The 16509-nt window shown below is 68.5% G+C and carries 11 protein-coding genes and 1 tRNA gene; 8 read left to right on the top strand and 4 right to left on the bottom strand.

Going from position 1 to position 16509, the window contains the following annotated elements; all coding sequences use genetic code 11:
• Positions 1–67 precede the first annotated feature (67 nt).
• Positions 68–1327 carry a hypothetical protein gene (locus AC3A6B_RS13410; RefSeq protein WP_487837180.1) on the bottom strand — a complete coding sequence of 420 codons (1260 nt, stop codon included), beginning with the start codon at positions 1325–1327 and terminating at the stop codon, positions 68–70.
• Between the two features lie 562 nt (positions 1328–1889).
• Between AC3A6B_RS13410 and AC3A6B_RS13405 the strand changes: the two genes are divergently transcribed.
• Positions 1890–3191: a transporter gene (locus AC3A6B_RS13405; protein ID WP_487837179.1), complete on the top strand. Its 1302-nt coding sequence runs from the start codon at positions 1890–1892 to the stop codon at positions 3189–3191.
• A 14-nt stretch (positions 3192–3205) separates the two neighbouring features.
• A complete protein-coding gene (locus tag AC3A6B_RS13400; protein ID WP_487837178.1) occupies positions 3206–4636 on the top strand; it encodes a sigma-54 interaction domain-containing protein in 1431 nt (476 codons plus the stop codon).
• Here the strand turns inward: AC3A6B_RS13400 and hpnE are convergent.
• The 3 genes from hpnE to hpnC all read right to left on the bottom strand — a co-directional run bounded on the left by hpnE (position 4552) and on the right by hpnC (position 7665).
• A complete protein-coding gene (gene hpnE / locus AC3A6B_RS13395; protein ID WP_487837177.1) occupies positions 4552–5826 on the bottom strand; it encodes a hydroxysqualene dehydroxylase HpnE in 1275 nt (424 codons plus the stop codon). The genes AC3A6B_RS13400 and hpnE overlap by 85 nt on opposite strands.
• Positions 5827–5914: 88 nt before the next feature.
• A complete protein-coding gene (gene hpnD / locus AC3A6B_RS13390; RefSeq protein WP_487837176.1) occupies positions 5915–6754 on the bottom strand; it encodes a presqualene diphosphate synthase HpnD in 840 nt (279 codons plus the stop codon).
• Entirely contained in the window at positions 6751–7665 is a 915-nt protein-coding gene (gene hpnC / locus AC3A6B_RS13385; RefSeq protein ID WP_487837175.1) for a squalene synthase HpnC, read from the bottom strand. Before hpnC ends, hpnD begins: the two co-directional genes overlap by 4 nt.
• A gap of 60 nt (positions 7666–7725) precedes the next feature.
• On the opposite strand from hpnC, the gene AC3A6B_RS13380 reads away from it, so the two are divergent.
• The 6 genes from AC3A6B_RS13380 (at position 7726) to clpP (ending at position 16479) form a co-directional block, all read left to right on the top strand.
• On the top strand, positions 7726–9639 hold the full coding sequence (locus AC3A6B_RS13380; RefSeq protein WP_487837174.1) for a potassium transporter Kup: 1914 nt from the start codon (positions 7726–7728) through the stop codon (positions 9637–9639).
• A 243-nt stretch (positions 9640–9882) separates the two neighbouring features.
• Positions 9883–11049 carry an efflux RND transporter periplasmic adaptor subunit gene (locus AC3A6B_RS13375; protein ID WP_487837173.1) on the top strand — a complete coding sequence of 389 codons (1167 nt, stop codon included), beginning with the start codon at positions 9883–9885 and terminating at the stop codon, positions 11047–11049.
• A 10-nt stretch (positions 11050–11059) separates the two neighbouring features.
• Entirely contained in the window at positions 11060–14236 is a 3177-nt protein-coding gene (locus AC3A6B_RS13370) for an efflux RND transporter permease subunit (protein WP_487837172.1), read from the top strand.
• Between the two features lie 111 nt (positions 14237–14347).
• Positions 14348–14434, top strand: a tRNA-Leu gene (locus AC3A6B_RS13365).
• A 28-nt stretch (positions 14435–14462) separates the two neighbouring features.
• The gene (tig, locus tag AC3A6B_RS13360) at positions 14463–15776 is read left to right on the top strand and encodes a trigger factor (RefSeq protein WP_487837171.1); all 1314 of its coding nucleotides are present in this window, start codon (positions 14463–14465) and stop codon (positions 15774–15776) included.
• 94 nt (positions 15777–15870) lie between these two features.
• Positions 15871–16479 carry an ATP-dependent Clp endopeptidase proteolytic subunit ClpP gene (clpP, locus tag AC3A6B_RS13355; protein WP_487837170.1) on the top strand — a complete coding sequence of 203 codons (609 nt, stop codon included), beginning with the start codon at positions 15871–15873 and terminating at the stop codon, positions 16477–16479.
• Positions 16480–16509 lie beyond the last annotated feature (30 nt).

Below are 16509 nucleotides of genomic sequence, written 5' to 3'. Positions count from 1 at the left end.
CGAGCCGCCATCGCCGTGCGGCCTGCATGCGCTGCAGGCCGCACGGGCGAGTGCGAGCTCTACGGGCCTACCGTCCCACGGCCAGGTTGGCCTGCACGTTCACGCTCTGCTGAACCAGCGACGAGAGGCCGCTGTTCTGGTTGGCGATCATGATGCCGGCCGCCGACTGTCCGACGCTGGTCATGGTGTTGGACATGTTGAAGGTCCCGGCATTGACCGTGTTGGTGCCGCCGGCACCGCCCGAACCGCCTTCACCCACGCCGCCGGTGCCGCCCTGGCCCGTGTTCGTGCCGCCGCTGCCCGCGCCGCCTGCGCCACCCGTGCCGCTGCCGCCGCTGCCGCCGCTGCCGGCGGTGTTGTTGCCGTTGCTGGCGCTGCCGTTGGTGGCGCTGCCATTGGTGGCCGAGCCGCCCGCGCCGCCTGTGCCTGCACCGGCCGTGCGGCTGCCGCTGTTGGTGCTGGTCGCCGTGCCGCCGGCACCGCCCGCGCCGCCCGCGGCCGCTGCAGCCGCAGCATTGCCTGCGCCACCCGCACCGCCTGCGCCCGTGCTGCCGCCCGTCCCGTTGGCCGTGCCGGTGGTGTCATTGCCGGCGCCGCCCGCGCGGCCGCTGGAGCCGCCGGTGCCGTTCGCATTGCCGGAACCCCCGCCGCCACCGCCGCGGCCACCTGCTGCGGCTGCATCGCCGTCACCGCCGCTGCTGCCGCCCGCGCCGACGAGGCCGCTGGCATTCAGTCCGTTCGCGCCGCCGCCGTCGCCCCAGCCACCGTTGCCCGCGCGGGCGCTGCCGTTCGTCGCGCTGCCATGGTTGATGGCGCCGTTCGAGGCCGTGCCGCCCGCCGCGCCCACGGCACCGTTGCCGACTGCGCCGTTGCCGCCGGAGCCGGTGCCGGAGGCCGAGCCGCCGCGGCCGACGCCGCCGTAGCCGCCGTTGCCCGTGCCGCCCGCGGCGGAGCCGGTGTTGTAGGCCTGGTTGCCGATGTTGTAGATGCTGTTGCCCGTCACCACGCCGGTCAGGTTGCTGGTGGCGGTCGCCTTCGTCACGTTGAAGGCATTGCTGAAGGTTCCGGTGGAGCCGTTGTTGAGCGCGGCGGAGCGTGCAGCGCTGGTGTAGGCGTCACCCGAATCCTTGTTGGTGCTGCTGTCGCTGCGCGACGAGGTGCGCGTGCTGGTGCTGGTCCTCGTGCTGCTGGAGGTGCTGGTGTTCGTGCTGGTGTTGTCGCCTTCACCGGTCAGTTGAACGCCGAGCTGGAGCGGGCCGTTGGCGAACGCCATGCCGCTGAACCCGAATGCAACCGTGATGGCCGAAGCCAGAAGTGTCTTCTTCATAGGGTCTCCATTTGTTGACGTGACAAAGCGCGGATGAGTTGCGTCGCCGCAATTCAGGAGTCCTCGTGCAACTTCGATGCCAGACGATGGCGACCCTGCTCTCGTACGAGGAAGAAGGCCGTGCAGCTGCCCTGGCCGGGTTCATCTCGCGGCCTCGTGCACGGGCCTCGAGTCGAACGATTTGTCACAGCGGCTTGACGGCTACGCAGGACTGCTTACACGTGCAGCAGGCGTGCGCCTTGGAAGTGTTCCCGACCCGGGCGGGCAAGCGGATGCGCTTGCTGTCTCATCCATGTGACGGGCCGCCGAGTCGGCGAGCGAGGGCGTCCGCAGCGATTGACGTTGTGCGACAAGGCCTTGCGTGGCGCCTCCTTCAGTTGACGTATTCCATACGGCCGAGCCTTGAAGTGCCTCAGTTCTGAGACAGCGATAGAGCGCGTATCGTCACTCGGCTGTCACCATTACTTTTGTTTTCAACTTGCACCTTGCCACGTTTTGAAAGATGCGTTTACGCTGGCGCGCGACATTCAACCCCCGAGCGAACAACAAGGGAGGTGGAGATATGGAGACATCGCGGCAGCACGGGGCGCTTGCGCTCCTTGCGTGTTCTTCCTTGGCATGGTCGGGCGCCGTTGCGCAGGCCCAGGGCACATCGCCCGCCAGGAGCGCGGCCAAGCGCATGGAAGCACTGCAGCAGCAGCTGACGGAGCAGGGACGCCAGATCGAGGCACTGCGGCAACAGGCGCAGGAGCAGGAGGCCCGATACCGCGAACTGCAGGAGCGCCTGCAGACCCAGGAGGCGCGCAGCGCACCCCCACCAGAGAGCAAGCCCGCGGCAACCGAGGTTGCCGACACCGGTCCGCGGCCGGTGCGCGTGGGCGTGGCACCCAGCAGCAGCGATGCGCCCGCGGTGCCGGAGGTGGCGCCGATCTTCGACCAGCCCGGCATCCTCACGCCGCGCGGCAGATATGTGATCGAGCCCTCGCTGCAGTACGCCTACTCGTCGAACAACCGTGTCGCGCTGGTGGGCTACACGGTGATCCCCGCGCTGCTGATCGGCCTGGTCGACGTGCGCGAGGTCAAACGCAACACGCTGACCGCCGCGCTCGCCGGCCGCTGGGGCATCACCAACCGGCTGGAACTGGAAGCGAAGGTTCCCTATGTCTATCGCTCCGACTCGACCATCAGCCGCGAGATATTCACCGGCTCCGCGAACGAACGGGTGTTCGACACCAGCGGCCGGTCGATCGGCGACATCGAGCTCGCGGCGCGCTACCAGTTGAACGAGGGCAAGGGCAACTGGCCCTACATGATCGGCTCGCTGCGCTTCAAGACCCGCACCGGCAAGGACCCTTTCGAGGTGGTCACCGATTGCGTCACGCGCTGCATCGGCAACACGACCGGAACCGGCCTGCCGCTGGACCTGCCCACGGGCTCGGGCTTCTATTCGCTGCAGACCGGGCTGACCTGGCTGCTGCCTACCGACCCGGCCGTGTTCTTCGGCAGCTTCACCTACACGTACAACTTCAGCCGCGACAACCTGAGCCGCCTGGTGCTGAACGGCGAACGCGAGTTCATCGGGTCGGTCAAGCCGGGCAATATCTTCGGCGTCAACTTCGGCATGGGCTTGGCGCTCAACGAGCGCTCGTCCTTCAGCGTCGGCGTAGAGCTCAATTCCATCGGCAAGACCAGGCAGAACGGCACGCCGGTGGTGACCTCGGTGCGCACGCAGCTGGGATCGCTCAACCTGGGCTACTCGTACCGGGTCAGCGACAAGACCGCGGTGAACGTGACCGTGGGTGCCGGCCTGACGCGGGACACGCCCGACCTCACATTGACGGTCAGGGTGCCGATGTCGTTCTAGTTTCCGAGTTTGCGATGCAGCTTCGAACCCTTCTGTACGTGGCGCTGGGCGGCGACGCGGGTGGTGTCAAGGAGCACTTGCTCGCCCGCGGCTGGGAGCTCATGCAGGCAACCGACCTGGCGGCGGCGAATCGCATCCAGGCGCACCGCCATCTGCCGGTCGGCCTCCTGGTGGTCGGCGCCGCGCTGACGGTGCCGGAGGCGGCGATCGAGGCCTGCGTCAACGCGTCGCACGGCATGGAGTGGGTGGCCGTGTGCGAGCCGCAGGCGCTGGAGTCGCCCGGTTTCCGCGAGCTGGTTCTCGGCTGCTTCTTCCACCACCAGGTCCTGCCGCTCGACGGGCATGAGCTGGAGCGGGTGCTGGACCATGCCTGCCAGCGCGCCATGCTGCGGCGCCGGCACAAGACCCATACGCACGTGGTGGATGCCATGGGCATGGTCGGCCAGGGGCCCGCCATCACGCGGCTGCGCCAGCAGATCCGCAGGGTGGCAGCGACGGATGCCCCGGTGCTGATCGGCGGCGAAAGCGGCAGCGGCAAGGAACTCGCCGCGCGCGCCATTCACCAGTGCTCGCTGCGCTCGGCCGGGCCTTTCGTGGCAGTCAACTGCGGCGCCATTTCGCCGTCGCTGATCCAGTCCGAGCTGTTCGGCCACGAGAAGGGCGCGTTCACCGGCGCATCGTCGGAGCGGCGCGGGCTGATCGAGACTGCCAACGGCGGCACGGTGTTCCTCGACGAGATCGGCGATCTGCCGCTGGAGCTGCAGACCAACCTGCTGCGCTTCCTGCAGGAAAAGACCATCAGCCGCGTGGGTGGCGTGCGCAGCCTGCAGGTCGACGTGCGCGTGCTGGCGGCTTCGCATGTGGACCTGGCCGAGGCGGTGGCCGTGGGCCAGTTCCGCGACGACCTGTTCTATCGCTTGAACGTGCTGTCGATCGAAGTGACGCCGCTGCGCCGCCGCATGGAGGACGTGCCGATCCTGGCGGAATACTTCTTCCAGCGCTGCGCGGGCAAGAGCAAGACGCGCGTGAAGGGCTTCAGCCGGCAGGCGCTCGCGGCCCTGATGGCGCACGGCTGGCCAGGCAATGTGCGCGAGCTGTACAACCGCGTGCAGCGCGCGGTCGTGATGAGCGAGCAGCGGCTGATCGGGCCGGCCGACCTCGGCCTCGCCGCGGTCGAGACACCGGTGGGGATGGGCCTGGACACGGCCCGCACCATGGCCGAGCGCGATGCGATCTGCCTCACGCTGACCCGTGTCGGGCGCAATGTCACGCACGCAGCGCGCGAACTCGGCGTGTCGCGCATGACCTTGTACCGCCTGATGGACAAGCACAGCATCGCGCTGAGTGCGCCGCCGAGCCCTTACGCGGAGCCGCAGGCGGCGGCCGCGGTGCGGCCGCTGCGCACGGCGCCTTCGATCGTTGCCGGATACGGACCTTCGACATAGTCGCCGCAGGCCAGCAGGCCCGGCGCCACCTGGGCCCGGGGGCGCACCAGCGCCGGCGTGCAGGCGAAGGTGGCGCGGCGCTCCACCACGGTCTGCACCGGCTGCAAGCCGGCCAGACCGAGTTGCTCGCGGGCTTGCCCGAGCACCTGCTGCTGCAAGGTCTCGCGTTCGTCGTTGCTGGCGCTGACCACGAAGGCCAGCAGGCCGCGAGGTCCGCCGAGCTGGCCGCGATCGAAGACGAACTGCGCCGGCGCGCGTGCGCCTGGACGCAGCGCCAGCATCGGTGCGCTCAACGCGATGCCGCCTGCCATGTAGAGGGTCGCGATGCTTTCGTGCTGCAGCGCTTGGGCCGTCTGCGACCAGGCGACCGCTTCGGGCAGGGCGATGCCGGCGGCCAGGCGCGCGGCCTCCCACGGCGGGCAGGCGAGCACCACGCGGTCGAAGCCTTCTCCATCGACCTGCCAGCCTGCCGGTCCGTGGGCGATGGCCTGCACGCGCGTGCCGCTGCGCACTTCGGCGCCGTGCTGCGCGAGCCAGCGCGTCGCGGCATCCGGGAACAGCCCGCCGAGGTCGACGCGCGGCAGCAGCAGGTCGGCGCCGCCGCGCTCGACGAACAGCGCGTCGTGCAGCACGCGCAGGAAGACTTCGCCGCTGGCGCACCCCATCGGCGTGTTGAGCGCCGAGACGCACAGCGGCTCGATCAGCTCGGCCATGACGCGCGGCGTCAACGCTGCGCAGAGCGCGGCCACCGATGTGCCGGGGTCGCAGCGGAAACCGTCGCGGCGCCAGCGCCATGCGGTGCGCATCAGCGCGGCCTTGTCGCGCCAGGACCAGCCGCGCGCACCCAGGATGCCGGCCAGCAGGTCCAGCGGCGGCGGCCCCTGCGGCACTTGCAGCCCGCCGCCGTCGGCGAAGCGCAGCGTGAGCGGCATGCGATGCAGCACGGCGCCGGGATCGACGCCGAGCTCGCGCATCAGCGACAGCGTCGCGTTGTAGGCGCCGATCATGATGTGCTGGCCGTTGTCCAGCATGACCGGTTGCCCGTCGGGCATCTGCGCCGGCAGGGCGCGCGCGCGGCCGCCGAGGGTGCGTGCGGCTTCGAACAGCACGACGACGTGGCCCGCACGCGTCGCGTCGATGGCGCAGGCCAGGCCGGCCCAGCCGGCGCCGATGACGGCAACCCGGCTCAAAGGCGACCGCCGCCGGGCCGCCCCAAGGCGGGTCGCGCCGCCCGCCCCGGGGGTGGCGAAGCACACGAAGTGGCAAGCCGGGGGGCAGTCATAGCTTGCCCAGCGCCTGCACCCGCCACGCGAGCCACAGCTTGCGCACCGGCGTCAGGCTCACGCGCTGGTGCAGCACCTGGAAGTCGTCGCGCTCGATCTCGCGCAGCAGCGTGCGGTAGATGCTGGCCATCATCAGGCCGGGCTTCTGGGTGCGCCGGTCGGCCGCGGGGAGCAGGGCGAGCGCCTCGTCGTAGGCCGCATGCGCGCGCTCGGCCTGGAACTTCATGAGCGCTACGAAGCGCTCGGAGTGCAGGCGGTTCAGGATCTCGTGCGCCTTGACGTCGAACTGCTGCAGCTCGCTGACCGGCAGGTAGATGCGTCCGCGCAGGGCGTCCTCGCCGACGTCGCGGATGATGTTGGTCAGCTGCAGCGCCAGGCCCAGCTGATGGGCGTAGGCGGTGGTCTGCGCATCGGTCTGGCCGAAGATGCGCGCCGCGCCTTCGCCCACCACGCCGGCCACCAGGTGGCAATAGCGCTTCAGGGCCTGGAAGTCGAGGTAGCGGGTCTGGTCCAGGTCCATCTGGCAGCCGTCGATCACCTCGTGCAGGTGGCGCGCCTCGATGCCGTAGACCGCCGCATGCGGCATCAGCGCCTGCATCACCGGATGCTGCGGCTGGCCCGCGAAGGACTGGGCGACCTCGGAGCGCCACCAGGCCAGCTTGGTCGCAGCGACGCCGGGGTCGCTGACCTCGTCGACCACGTCGTCGATCTCGCGGCAGAAGGCGTAGAAAGCCGTGATGGCGGCGCGGCGCGGCTTCGGCAGGAACAGGAAGGCGTAATAGAAACTGCTGCCCGAGGCGGCAGCCTTGTCCTGGACGTACTGCTCGGGCGTCATCGTGGAAAACTCTTCATCGCGGGGGATTGTCTCCGCATCCGGATGGCGCGCCAGGCGAGCAGCGCTGCATCCGGCTTGCCGATGGTCGGACGCTGCGAAAAGCTGTCGCAGCCCAGCGCTTCGATCTTGTCGAGGATGCGCAGGCCGCCCTGCACGACGAAGCGCAGCTCCCAGCCGGCGCGGCCCGGCAGGCGGTGCACCAGCGGCGCGCCTTCGTTCATCAGCGCGCGCGCCCAGGCCACCTCGCCGGCGATCAATGCGAGGGCGGCCGGCGGCGGTGCGGCGGTGCCCAGCGGCCTGAAGCTTTCGAAGTCCTTCGCCATGAGGCCATGCGCGGCACTGTCGGCGTGCGGCAGGTAGAAGCGGCCGCGCGGCAGGTCCACGCTCAGGTCCTGCCAGAAATTGATGAGCTGCAGCGCGCTGCAGATGGCGTCGCTCTGCGCCAGGGCGCGCGCATCGTCCACGCCGTAGAGGTGCAGCAGCAGGCGGCCGATCGGGTTGGCCGAGCGGCGGCAGTAGTCGAGCAGTTCGGCGCGATCGGCGTATCCCCGGCCGTCGCGCGTCTTCTCGATGTCCTGCATGAAGGCGGAAAGCAGATCGGCCAGGAGCGATTCGGGCAGCGCGAAGCGGCGCATGGCATGCGCGAGCGGGCCGAAGACTTCGGGCCAGCGCGCCGATGGCGCCGCGCTGCGGGACGCGGCCGCGAGATCGGCGCGAAAGGCGCGCAGCTTGTCGAGCCGCTCGGCCGCGCCGGCGTCGCCTTCGTCGGCAATGTCGTCGGCCGTGCGCGCAAAGCCGTAGATCGCGGCGATGGGCGGCCGCAGCCGCGGCGGACACAGCCAGGAAGCGACCGGAAAATTCTCATAGTGCGTCGGCGCAGGCGCGGCGACCGGGTGAGGAGGAGAGGACACGCGCCGGATTGTCGTGTACCGCGCAGTACCATCGTCGCGCCATCGCTCGCACTCCGCACCATGACCTCTTCCGCGCAGACCTTGAGTCCCACGGAGCCTGCCGCCCATGCCAAGGGTGGGCCTGTTCTTCTGATCGCCGCGCTGGGCGTGGTCTTCGGCGACATCGGGACCTCACCGCTCTATGCCTTCAAGGAGACGCTGAACCCCGACCATGGCGTGCCGCTGACGCCGGGCGCGGTGCTGGGCCTGCTGTCGCTGGTGTTCTGGGGCCTGATGTTCGTGGTGACGCTGAAGTACGTGGTGTTCGTGCTGCGCGCCGACCACGACGGCGAGGGTGGCATCCTCGCGCTGCAGGCGCTGGCGCGCAACGCGGTCGCCGGCTCGGCCACGCGGCCCTGGGTCTGGCCGATGGTCGGCGTGCTGGGCCTCGTGGGCGCCGCGATGTTCTACGGCGACTGCCTGATCACGCCGGCCATCTCGGTGCTGTCGGCGGTCGAGGGCCTGGAGGTGCAGGCGCACGGGCTCAAGCCCTTCGTGATTCCGATCACGATCGCGATTCTGGTCGGTCTGTTCTGGGTGCAGCGCAAGGGCACGGGCGTGGTCGGCAAGGTCTTCGGGCCGGTGATGCTGCTGTGGTTCGCCGTGCTCGCCGCCGCGGGGCTGTGGCAGGTGCTGCAGCAGCCCCAGGTGCTGGCGGCGCTCGATCCGCGCCATGCCGTCGGCTTTCTCGTCACGCACCGTGCGCAATCGCTGGCGGTGCTGGGCGCGGTGTTCCTCGCTTTCACCGGCGGCGAGGCGCTCTATGCCGACATGGGGCACTTTGGCGCGCGGCCGATCCGGCTGGCCTGGCTCTTCATCGCCATGCCGGGGCTGGTGCTCAACTACTTCGGGCAGGGCGCGCTGGTGCTGGCGAATCCGGCCGCGATCGACAACCCCTTCTTCCGGCTTTTTCCTGCGTGGGGCGTGCTGCCGATGGTGGTGCTGGCCGCGATGGCGACCGTGATCGCATCGCAGGCCGTGATCTCGGGAGCCTTCTCGCTCACCACCCAGGCGATGCGCATGGGTTACCTGCCGCGCATGCGGGTGGTGCAGACATCTGGAGAGTCGATCGGCCAGGTCTATGTGCCCGTTGTCAACTGGCTGCTGATGGCCGGCGTGCTGCTCCTGGTGCTGGGCTTTCGCACATCGAGCGCGCTGTCGGCGGCCTACGGCATCGCGGTCTCGATCACGATGGTGACGACCACGCTGCTGGCCGGCGTGGTCGCTTACCGGCTCTGGCGCTGGAACCGCGTCGCGGTCGTGGTCGGCGTGCTGGCCTTCGCGGTGATCGACATCACCTTCGTGGTCGCCAACAGCCTCAAGGTCTTCGAAGGCGGCTGGCTCACGCTGGCGGTGGCGGTGCTCGTGATGGTGTTGTTCACCACCTGGGCCAAGGGGCGCCGTCTGGGGCTCGCGGCTGCCGCGGCGCAGAGCATGCCGCTCCAGCCCTTTGTGGAATCGCTCGCGGCCAACATGCCGCATCGGGTACGCGGCACCGCGGTGTTCCTGAATTCCGATGCCGAGTCGGTGCCGCATGCGCTGCTGCACAACCTCAAGCACAACCAGGTGCTGCACGAGCAGGTGATCGTGCTGCGCGTGCTGGCCTGCCACACGCCGCGGGTCGACGCGCGGCAGCGCATCGAGGCTCGCTCGCTGGGGCACGGCGTGTGGGTGGTGACCGCGCGCCATGGCTTCGTCGAGCGGCCTGACGTGCCCGAGTTCATCCGCATCCTGGCGTACCAGCAGGGCCTGGCCTGCGAATCGATGAGTACCTCGTACTTCGTCTCGCGCGCCTCGCTGGGCGACAAGCCGCTCGCGGGCATGAACCCGGTGCGCCGAGCCCTGTTCGGCTGGTTACAGCGCAATGCGGGACGTGCATCGGACTATTTCGAAATCCCCGGCAACCGTTTGGTGGAGCTTGGCCAAAGAACGTGACAGGCCCCCCGGCTCGCCACTCCGTGTGCTTCGCCACCCCCCGAGGGGCTGAGTTCCGCGGCTCCAAGGCTGCCCCGCGCAGCGTTGGACGGAACGAAGGGCTGACGCCTCTGGCGACAGCATGTGGGCTCGGCCGCCTTGGGACGGCCCGGCGGCGGCCGTGATTGACACGGGTTCTCGTTTACCCTAAATTACTAACCGGCCGGTCATTAATGACCCCGTTCGTCTTTTCTAGGGTGTTCCATGACCGCGTCCGCCTCCCCCGTTGTTCGTCCCGCCAGCCTCTTGTTGCTCGCCGCCCTGGCCCTCGCCGGCTGTTCCCGGCCGCCGGCCGCCGAAGAGCCTCTGCGCGCCGTCAAGGTGATGACGGTGGGCATCAGCGCCTATGGCACCGAGCCCGAGTTCTCGGCCGAGGTGCGGGCCCGCGTCGAATCCCGGCTCGGCTTTCGGGTGGCAGGCAAGATCACGCGCCGCCAGGCCGAGCTCGGCCAGCATGTACAGGCCGGACAGGTGCTGGCACAGCTCGATCCGCAGGACTACCGGCTGGCCGCCGACGCCGCCCGCGCGCAGCAGGCCGCGGCCCTGACCAACCGCGACCTGGCCGAGGCGGACCTCAAGCGCTACCGCGGCTTGCGCGAGCAGAACTTCATCAGCGCCGCCGAACTGGAACGGCGCGAAAGCACCTACAAGGCCGCCCAGGCGCAGCTCGAACAGGCCCAGGCCCAGCTCTCATCGCAAGGCAACCAGACCAATTACACGACGCTGGTGGCTGACGTGCCGGGCATCATCACGGCGATCGAGGCCGAGCCGGGCCAGGTGGTGTCGGCCGGCACGCCGGTCGTGCGCATCGCACAGGACGGCGCGCGCGACGTGGTGTTCGCGGTGCCGGAAGACCGCGCTGCGCTGATCAAGCCGGGCTCGCCCGTCACGGTGCGCGGCTGGGCGGGCGGGGCCGAGATGGAAGGCAAGGTGCGCGAGGTGGCGGCCAGTGCCGACGCGGTGACGCGCACCTACAGCGTCAAGGTCGCGATCGACGCTGCCACCGCGCCCGCGCTGGGTGCCACCGTCTATGCGCGGCCGCAGGCGCTGTCGCGCACCGGCACCCCGGTGCTCAAGCTGCCGACCAGCGCCTTGCGCCAGGAAGGGCAGGGCAGCGCGGTCTGGGTGCTCGACAAGAGCAGCATGACGGTGCGCTCGCAGCCGGTGCAGGTGGCCACGGCGGACGGCAACGAAGCGGTGATCGCCGCCGGCATCGCGCCGGGCACGACGGTGGTGGTCGCCGGCGTGCACGTGCTGTCGCCGGGCCAGAAGGTCTCGATCTACAGGGAGAAGACGGCCGCGCCGGCCGCTCCGCAGCGAGAGGCCGTCAGCGTGCAGGCGCCGGCGGCGGCTCCGGTTGCCTCCCGCTGAGGACGCCGCCATGACGTCGCAGCAGACCGCAGCGGCCGGCAAGGCCGGCTTCAATCTTTCGAAATGGGCGCTCGAGCACGCCGCGCTCACGCGCTACCTGATGCTCGTGCTGATGGTGCTGGGCTTCGCGGCCTACTTCCAGCTCGGCCAGGACGAGGACCCACCCTTCACCTTCCGCGCGATGGTGGTGCGCACCTACTGGCCGGGCGCGACCGCGCAGCAGGTGGCCGAGCAGGTGACGGACAAGCTCGAGCGCGCGCTGCAGGAGGCGCCGTACGCCGACAAGATCCGCAGCTATTCGAAGCCGGGCGAGTCGCAGATCATTTTCCAGATCAAGGATTCGTCGCGGCCGGGGGATGTCGCGAACGTCTGGTACACGGTGCGCAAGAAGATCGGCGACATGCGCGGCACCCTGCCGGCCGGCATCCAGGGGCCCTTCTTCAACGACGACTTCGGCGACGTGTACGGCGTGATCTACGCGCTGGAGAGCGACGGCTTCAGCTATGCCGAGCTCAAGACCTTCGCCGACGACGTGCGCCAGCAGCTGCTGCGCGTGAAGGACGTGGCCAAGGTCGAGCAATTCGGCGTCCAGGACGAGAAGGTCTTCATCGAGGTCTCGCAGAAGCGCGTGGCGCAGCTGGGACTCGACTTCAACGCGGTGCTGGCGCAGATCGGATCGCAGAACGCGATCGAAAGCGCCGGCACGATCCAGTCGCCGCAGGATGTGGTGCAGGTGCGCGTGGGCGGCCAGTTCACGAGCGTGGAGCAGCTGCGCGCGATGCCGATCCGCGGCAGCTCGGGCAACCAGATGCGGCTCGGCGACATTGCGGAGATCCACCGGGCCTACGTCGATCCGCCGGCGGTCAAGGTGCGGCACCAGGGCAAGGAGGTGATCGCGCTCGGCGTCTCGATGGGCAAGGGCGGCGACATCATCGCGCTCGGCAAGGCGCTGCGCGTCGCCACGGCCGAGATCGACAGGCGGCTGCCGGCCGGCGTGACGCTGGCGCAGGTGCAGAACCAGCCGGTGGCGGTTTCCAGGTCGGTCAACGAGTTCGTGAGCGTGCTGATCGAGGCTGTGGCAATCGTGCTGGCCGTCAGCTTCATCGCGCTGGGCCTGCACAAGGGCGGGCGCTTCGGCTGGTACATCGACATCCGGCCTGGGCTGGTGGTGGCGATCACCATCCCGCTGGTGCTGGCCGTGACTTTCCTGGCGATGAACTACTTCGGCATCGGGCTGCACAAGATCTCGCTCGGCTCGCTAATCATCGCGCTGGGCCTCTTGGTGGACGACGCGATCATCGCGGTCGAGATGATGGTGCGGAAGATGGAGGAGGGCTACGACAAGGTGCGCGCCGCCACCTTCGCCTACGACGTCACGGCCAAGCCGATGCTGACCGGCACGCTGATCACGGCCGCGGGCTTCCTGCCGATCGGCATCGCGAAGTCGGTGACCGGCGAGTACACCTTCGCGATCTTCGCGGTGACGGTGATCGCGCTGGTGCTGAGCTGGATCGTCTCGGTGTACTTCGTGCCCTATCTCGGCACGCTGCTGCTCAAGGTGAAGCCGCACGATCCCGACGCGCCGCCGCACGAGCTCTTCGACACACCCTTCTACAACACCTTCCGGCACACCGTGAACTGGTGCGTGAAGCATCGCTGGCTGACCATCGGCGCCACCTTGCTGATCTTCGCGCTCGGCATCGTCGGCATGGGCAAGGTGCAGCAGCAGTTCTTCCCCGATTCCAGCCGGCCCGAGATCATGGTCGACCTGTGGTTCCCCGAAGGCACCTCGTTCGCGGCCAACGAAGAGGTGGCCAAGCGGGTCGAGCAGCGCCTGCTGAAGGAAGAGGGCGTGACCACCGTCAGCACCTGGGTCGGCTCCGGCGTGCCGCGCTTCTATTTGCCGCTCGACCAGGTGTTCCCGCAGACCAACGTCTCGCAGCTGATCCTGCTGGCCAAGGATCTGAAGTACCGCGAGACGCTGCGCCTCAAGCTGCCCGCCCTGTTGGCCGAGGAGTTCCCCGAAGTGCGCGGCCGCGTGAAGCTGCTGCCCAACGGCCCGCCGGTGGCCTACCCGGTCCAGTTCCGCGTGATCGGCACCGAGCCGCAGCAGTTGCGCGTCCACGCCGACGAGGTCAAGGCCGTGATGCGCGAGAACGCCAACATGCGCGGCGTCAACGACAACTGGAACGAGTCGGTCAAGGTGATCAAGCTCGAGATCGACCAGGACAAGGCGCGTGCGCTCGGCGTCACCAGCCAGGCCATCGCGCAGGCCTCGCGCACCATGTTCAGCGGCACCACCGTCGGCCAGTACCGCGAGAACGACCTCCTGATCGACATCGTGCTGCGGCAGTCGCCCGACGAGCGCGAGGCGATCTCGGACATCGGCAACGCCTACCTGCCCACGAGCTCGGGCCGCTCGATCCCGCTGACCCAGATCGCGCGGCCGGTGTTCAGCTGGGAGCCGGGCGTGATGTGGCGCGAGAACCGCGACTACGCGATCACCGTCCAGGGCGACATCATCGAAGGGCTGCAGGGCGCGACCGTCACCGAGCAGTTGCTGCCGGCGCTGCGCAAGCTCGAAGCGAAGTGGCACGCCGACGGCGAGGGCGCCTACCGCATCGAGGTGGCCGGCGCGGTGGAGGAGAGCAGCAAGGGCTCCGCCTCGATCGTGACGGGCGTGCCGATCATGCTGTTCCTGGTCTTCACGCTCCTGATGCTGCAGCTGCACAGCTTCAGCCGCTCGATGCTGGTGTTCATCACCGGCCCGATGGGCATCGCCGGCGTGGCGGGTGCGCTGCTGGTGCTGAACCGGCCGTTCGGCTTCGTGGCGCTCCTGGGCGTGATCGCGCTGATGGGGATGATCCAGCGCAACGCCGTGATCCTGATCGACCAGATCGAAAGCGATCGCGAAGCCGGCGTGCCGACCTGGGACGCGATCGTCGAGTCGGCGGTGCGGCGCCTGCGGCCGATCGTGCTGACTGCCGCGGCGGCCGTGCTGGCGATGATCCCGCTGTCGCGCAGCGTGTTCTGGGGGCCGATGGCGGTCGCGATCATGGGCGGGCTCGTCGTGGCCACCGTGCTTACGCTGTTGGCGCTGCCGGCGATGTACGCGGCCTGGTTCCGCGTCAAGCGCAACGAGCCCAGGCCGGCCGATGAGGCCGAAGAGGCCCTGGTTCGCGCTTAAAATACGCGGTTGACCGATTTCAGGCGGGAGGCCTCACAGGCCGCCCGCCCCGAATGACCGAAGGCGGCCTCCGGGCCGCCTTCGGTATTCATCACCTGAAAAATTGGAACCGCGCGGGTGGCGAAATTGGTAGACGCACCAGGTTTAGGTCCTGACGTTCGCAAGAACGTGCCGGTTCGAGTCCGGCCCCGCGCACCAGCACAAGACCCTCTCAAGGAAGACACAAATGACCGTGAACGTTGAAACCCTCGACAAGCTCGAACGCAAGATCACGCTGACCTTGCCTGTCGGCACCATCCAGTCCGAGGTCGATTCGCGCCTCAAGAAGCTGGCCCGCACCGTCAAGATGGACGGCTTCCGTCCGGGCAAGGTGCCGATGAACGTCGTGGCCCAGCGCTACGGTTACTCGGTCCACTACGAAGTCATGAACGACAAGGTCGGCGAGGCCTTCTCGCAAGCGGCCAACGAGGCCAAGCTGCGCGTGGCCGGCCAGCCGCGCATCACCGAGAAGGAAGAGTCGCCCGAAGGCCAGCTCGCGTTCGACGCGGTGTTCGAAGTCTTCCCGGACGTCAAGATCAACGACCTGACCAATGCCGAAGTCGAGAAGCTCAGCGCCGAAGTCGGCGACGACGCGATCGACAAGACGCTCGAGATCCTGCGCAAGCAGCGCCGCACCTTCGCGCAGCGCGCCCAGGACGCGGCTGTGCAGGACGGCGACCGCGTGACGGTCGACTTCGAAGGCAAGATCGAAGGCGAGACCTTCCAGGGCGGCAAGGCCGAGGACTTCCAGTTCATCGTCGGCGAAGGCCAGATGCTCAAGGAGTTCGAAGACGCCGTGCGCGGCCTGAAGGCCGGCGACAGCCGCACCTTCCCGCTCTCCTTCCCGGCCGACTACCACGGCAAGGAAGTGGCCGGCAAGCAGGCCGACTTCATGGTCACCGTGAAGAAGATCGAGGCCTCGCACCTGCCCGAAGTCAACGAGCAGCTCGCCAAGTCGCTCGGCATTGCCGACGCCACGGTGGAGGGCCTGCGCGCCGACATCAAGCGCAACCTCGAGCGCGAGGTCAAGTTCCGCCTCCTGGCCCGCAACAAGACCGCGGTGATGGACACGCTGATCGCCAATGCCGAACTCGATCTGCCCAAGTCCAGCGTGCAGTCCGAAGTCGACCGCATGGTCGAAGGCGCCCGTGCCGAACTCAAGCAGCGCGGCATCAAGGACGCCGACAAGGCCCCGATTCCCGATGACGTGTTCCGCCCGCAGGCCGAGCGCCGCGTGCGCCTGGGCCTGGTGGTGGCCGAACTCGTGCGCGCCAACAACCTGCAGGCCAAGCCCGAGCAGATCAAGGCGCACATCGATGAGCTGGCCGCGAGCTACGAGAAGCCGGCCGACGTGGTGCGCTGGTATTTCAGCGACAACCGCCGCCTGGCCGAGGTCGAGGCGGTCGTGATCGAGAACAACGTCACTGACTTCGTGCTCGGCAAGGCCAAGGTCAACGCCAAGTCGGTGTCCTTCGACGAATTGATGGCTCAGCAAGGCTGATCGCCAGATCGCTGCGTTCCCACGGGGCTTGTGCTTTGATGCGCGAGCCCCATTTCGTCTGGGTACAGTACAACCCCTCTCTGGAGAGCAAAACATGAGCGCACAGGAAATTCAGGGCCTCGGCATGATTCCGATGGTCATCGAGCAATCGGGTCGCGGCGAGCGGTCTTACGACATCTATTCGCGGCTGCTCAAGGAGCGGGTGATCTTCCTGGTCGGCGAGGTCAACGACCAGACCGCCAACCTGGTGGTGGCGCAGCTGCTGTTCCTCGAGAGCGAAAACCCGGACAAGGACATTTCGTTCTACATCAATTCCCCGGGCGGCAGCGTGAGCGCCGGCATGGCGATCTACGACACCATGCAGTTCATCAAGCCCGACGTGTCCACCCTCTGCATCGGCTTCGCGGCCAGCATGGGCGCCTTTCTGCTGGCGGCCGGCGAGAAGGGCAAGCGTTTCTCGTTGCCCAACTCCAAGATCATGATCCACCAGGTGCTGGGCGGCGCCCGCGGCCAGGCCACCGACATCGAGATCCATGCCCGCGACATCCTGAAGACGCGCGAGCAGATGAATCGCATCCTGGCCGAACGCACCGGCCAGTCGCTGGAGAAGATCGCTCGCGACACCGAGCGCGACTACTTCCTGACGGCCGACGAGTCGAAGGAATACGGATTGATCGACCAGGTGATCGCCAAGCGCAGTTAAGGTACCCCGGCGCCGAGGCGCCCAGGCAAA

The sequence above is a fragment of the Variovorax sp. Soil_C_33 genome (assembly GCF_057656935.1).
The sequence above is the reverse complement of the archived record's forward strand: the minus strand, read 5'-3'. Positions and strand labels throughout refer to the sequence as shown.

Coding starts and splice junctions, on each gene's coding strand:
- AC3A6B_RS13410 (WP_487837180.1), bottom strand. CDS start 1,327: ATGAAGAAGACACTTCTGGCTTCGGCCATCACGGTTGCATTCGGGTTC.
- AC3A6B_RS13405 (WP_487837179.1), top strand. CDS start 1,890: ATGGAGACATCGCGGCAGCACGGGGCGCTTGCGCTCCTTGCGTGTTCT.
- AC3A6B_RS13400 (WP_487837178.1), top strand. CDS start 3,206: ATGCAGCTTCGAACCCTTCTGTACGTGGCGCTGGGCGGCGACGCGGGT.
- hpnD (WP_487837176.1), bottom strand. CDS start 6,754: ATGACGCCCGAGCAGTACGTCCAGGACAAGGCTGCCGCCTCGGGCAGC.
- AC3A6B_RS13380 (WP_487837174.1), top strand. CDS start 7,726: ATGACCTCTTCCGCGCAGACCTTGAGTCCCACGGAGCCTGCCGCCCAT.
- AC3A6B_RS13375 (WP_487837173.1), top strand. CDS start 9,883: ATGACCGCGTCCGCCTCCCCCGTTGTTCGTCCCGCCAGCCTCTTGTTG.
- AC3A6B_RS13370 (WP_487837172.1), top strand. CDS start 11,060: ATGACGTCGCAGCAGACCGCAGCGGCCGGCAAGGCCGGCTTCAATCTT.
- tig (WP_487837171.1), top strand. CDS start 14,463: ATGACCGTGAACGTTGAAACCCTCGACAAGCTCGAACGCAAGATCACG.
- clpP (WP_487837170.1), top strand. CDS start 15,871: ATGAGCGCACAGGAAATTCAGGGCCTCGGCATGATTCCGATGGTCATC.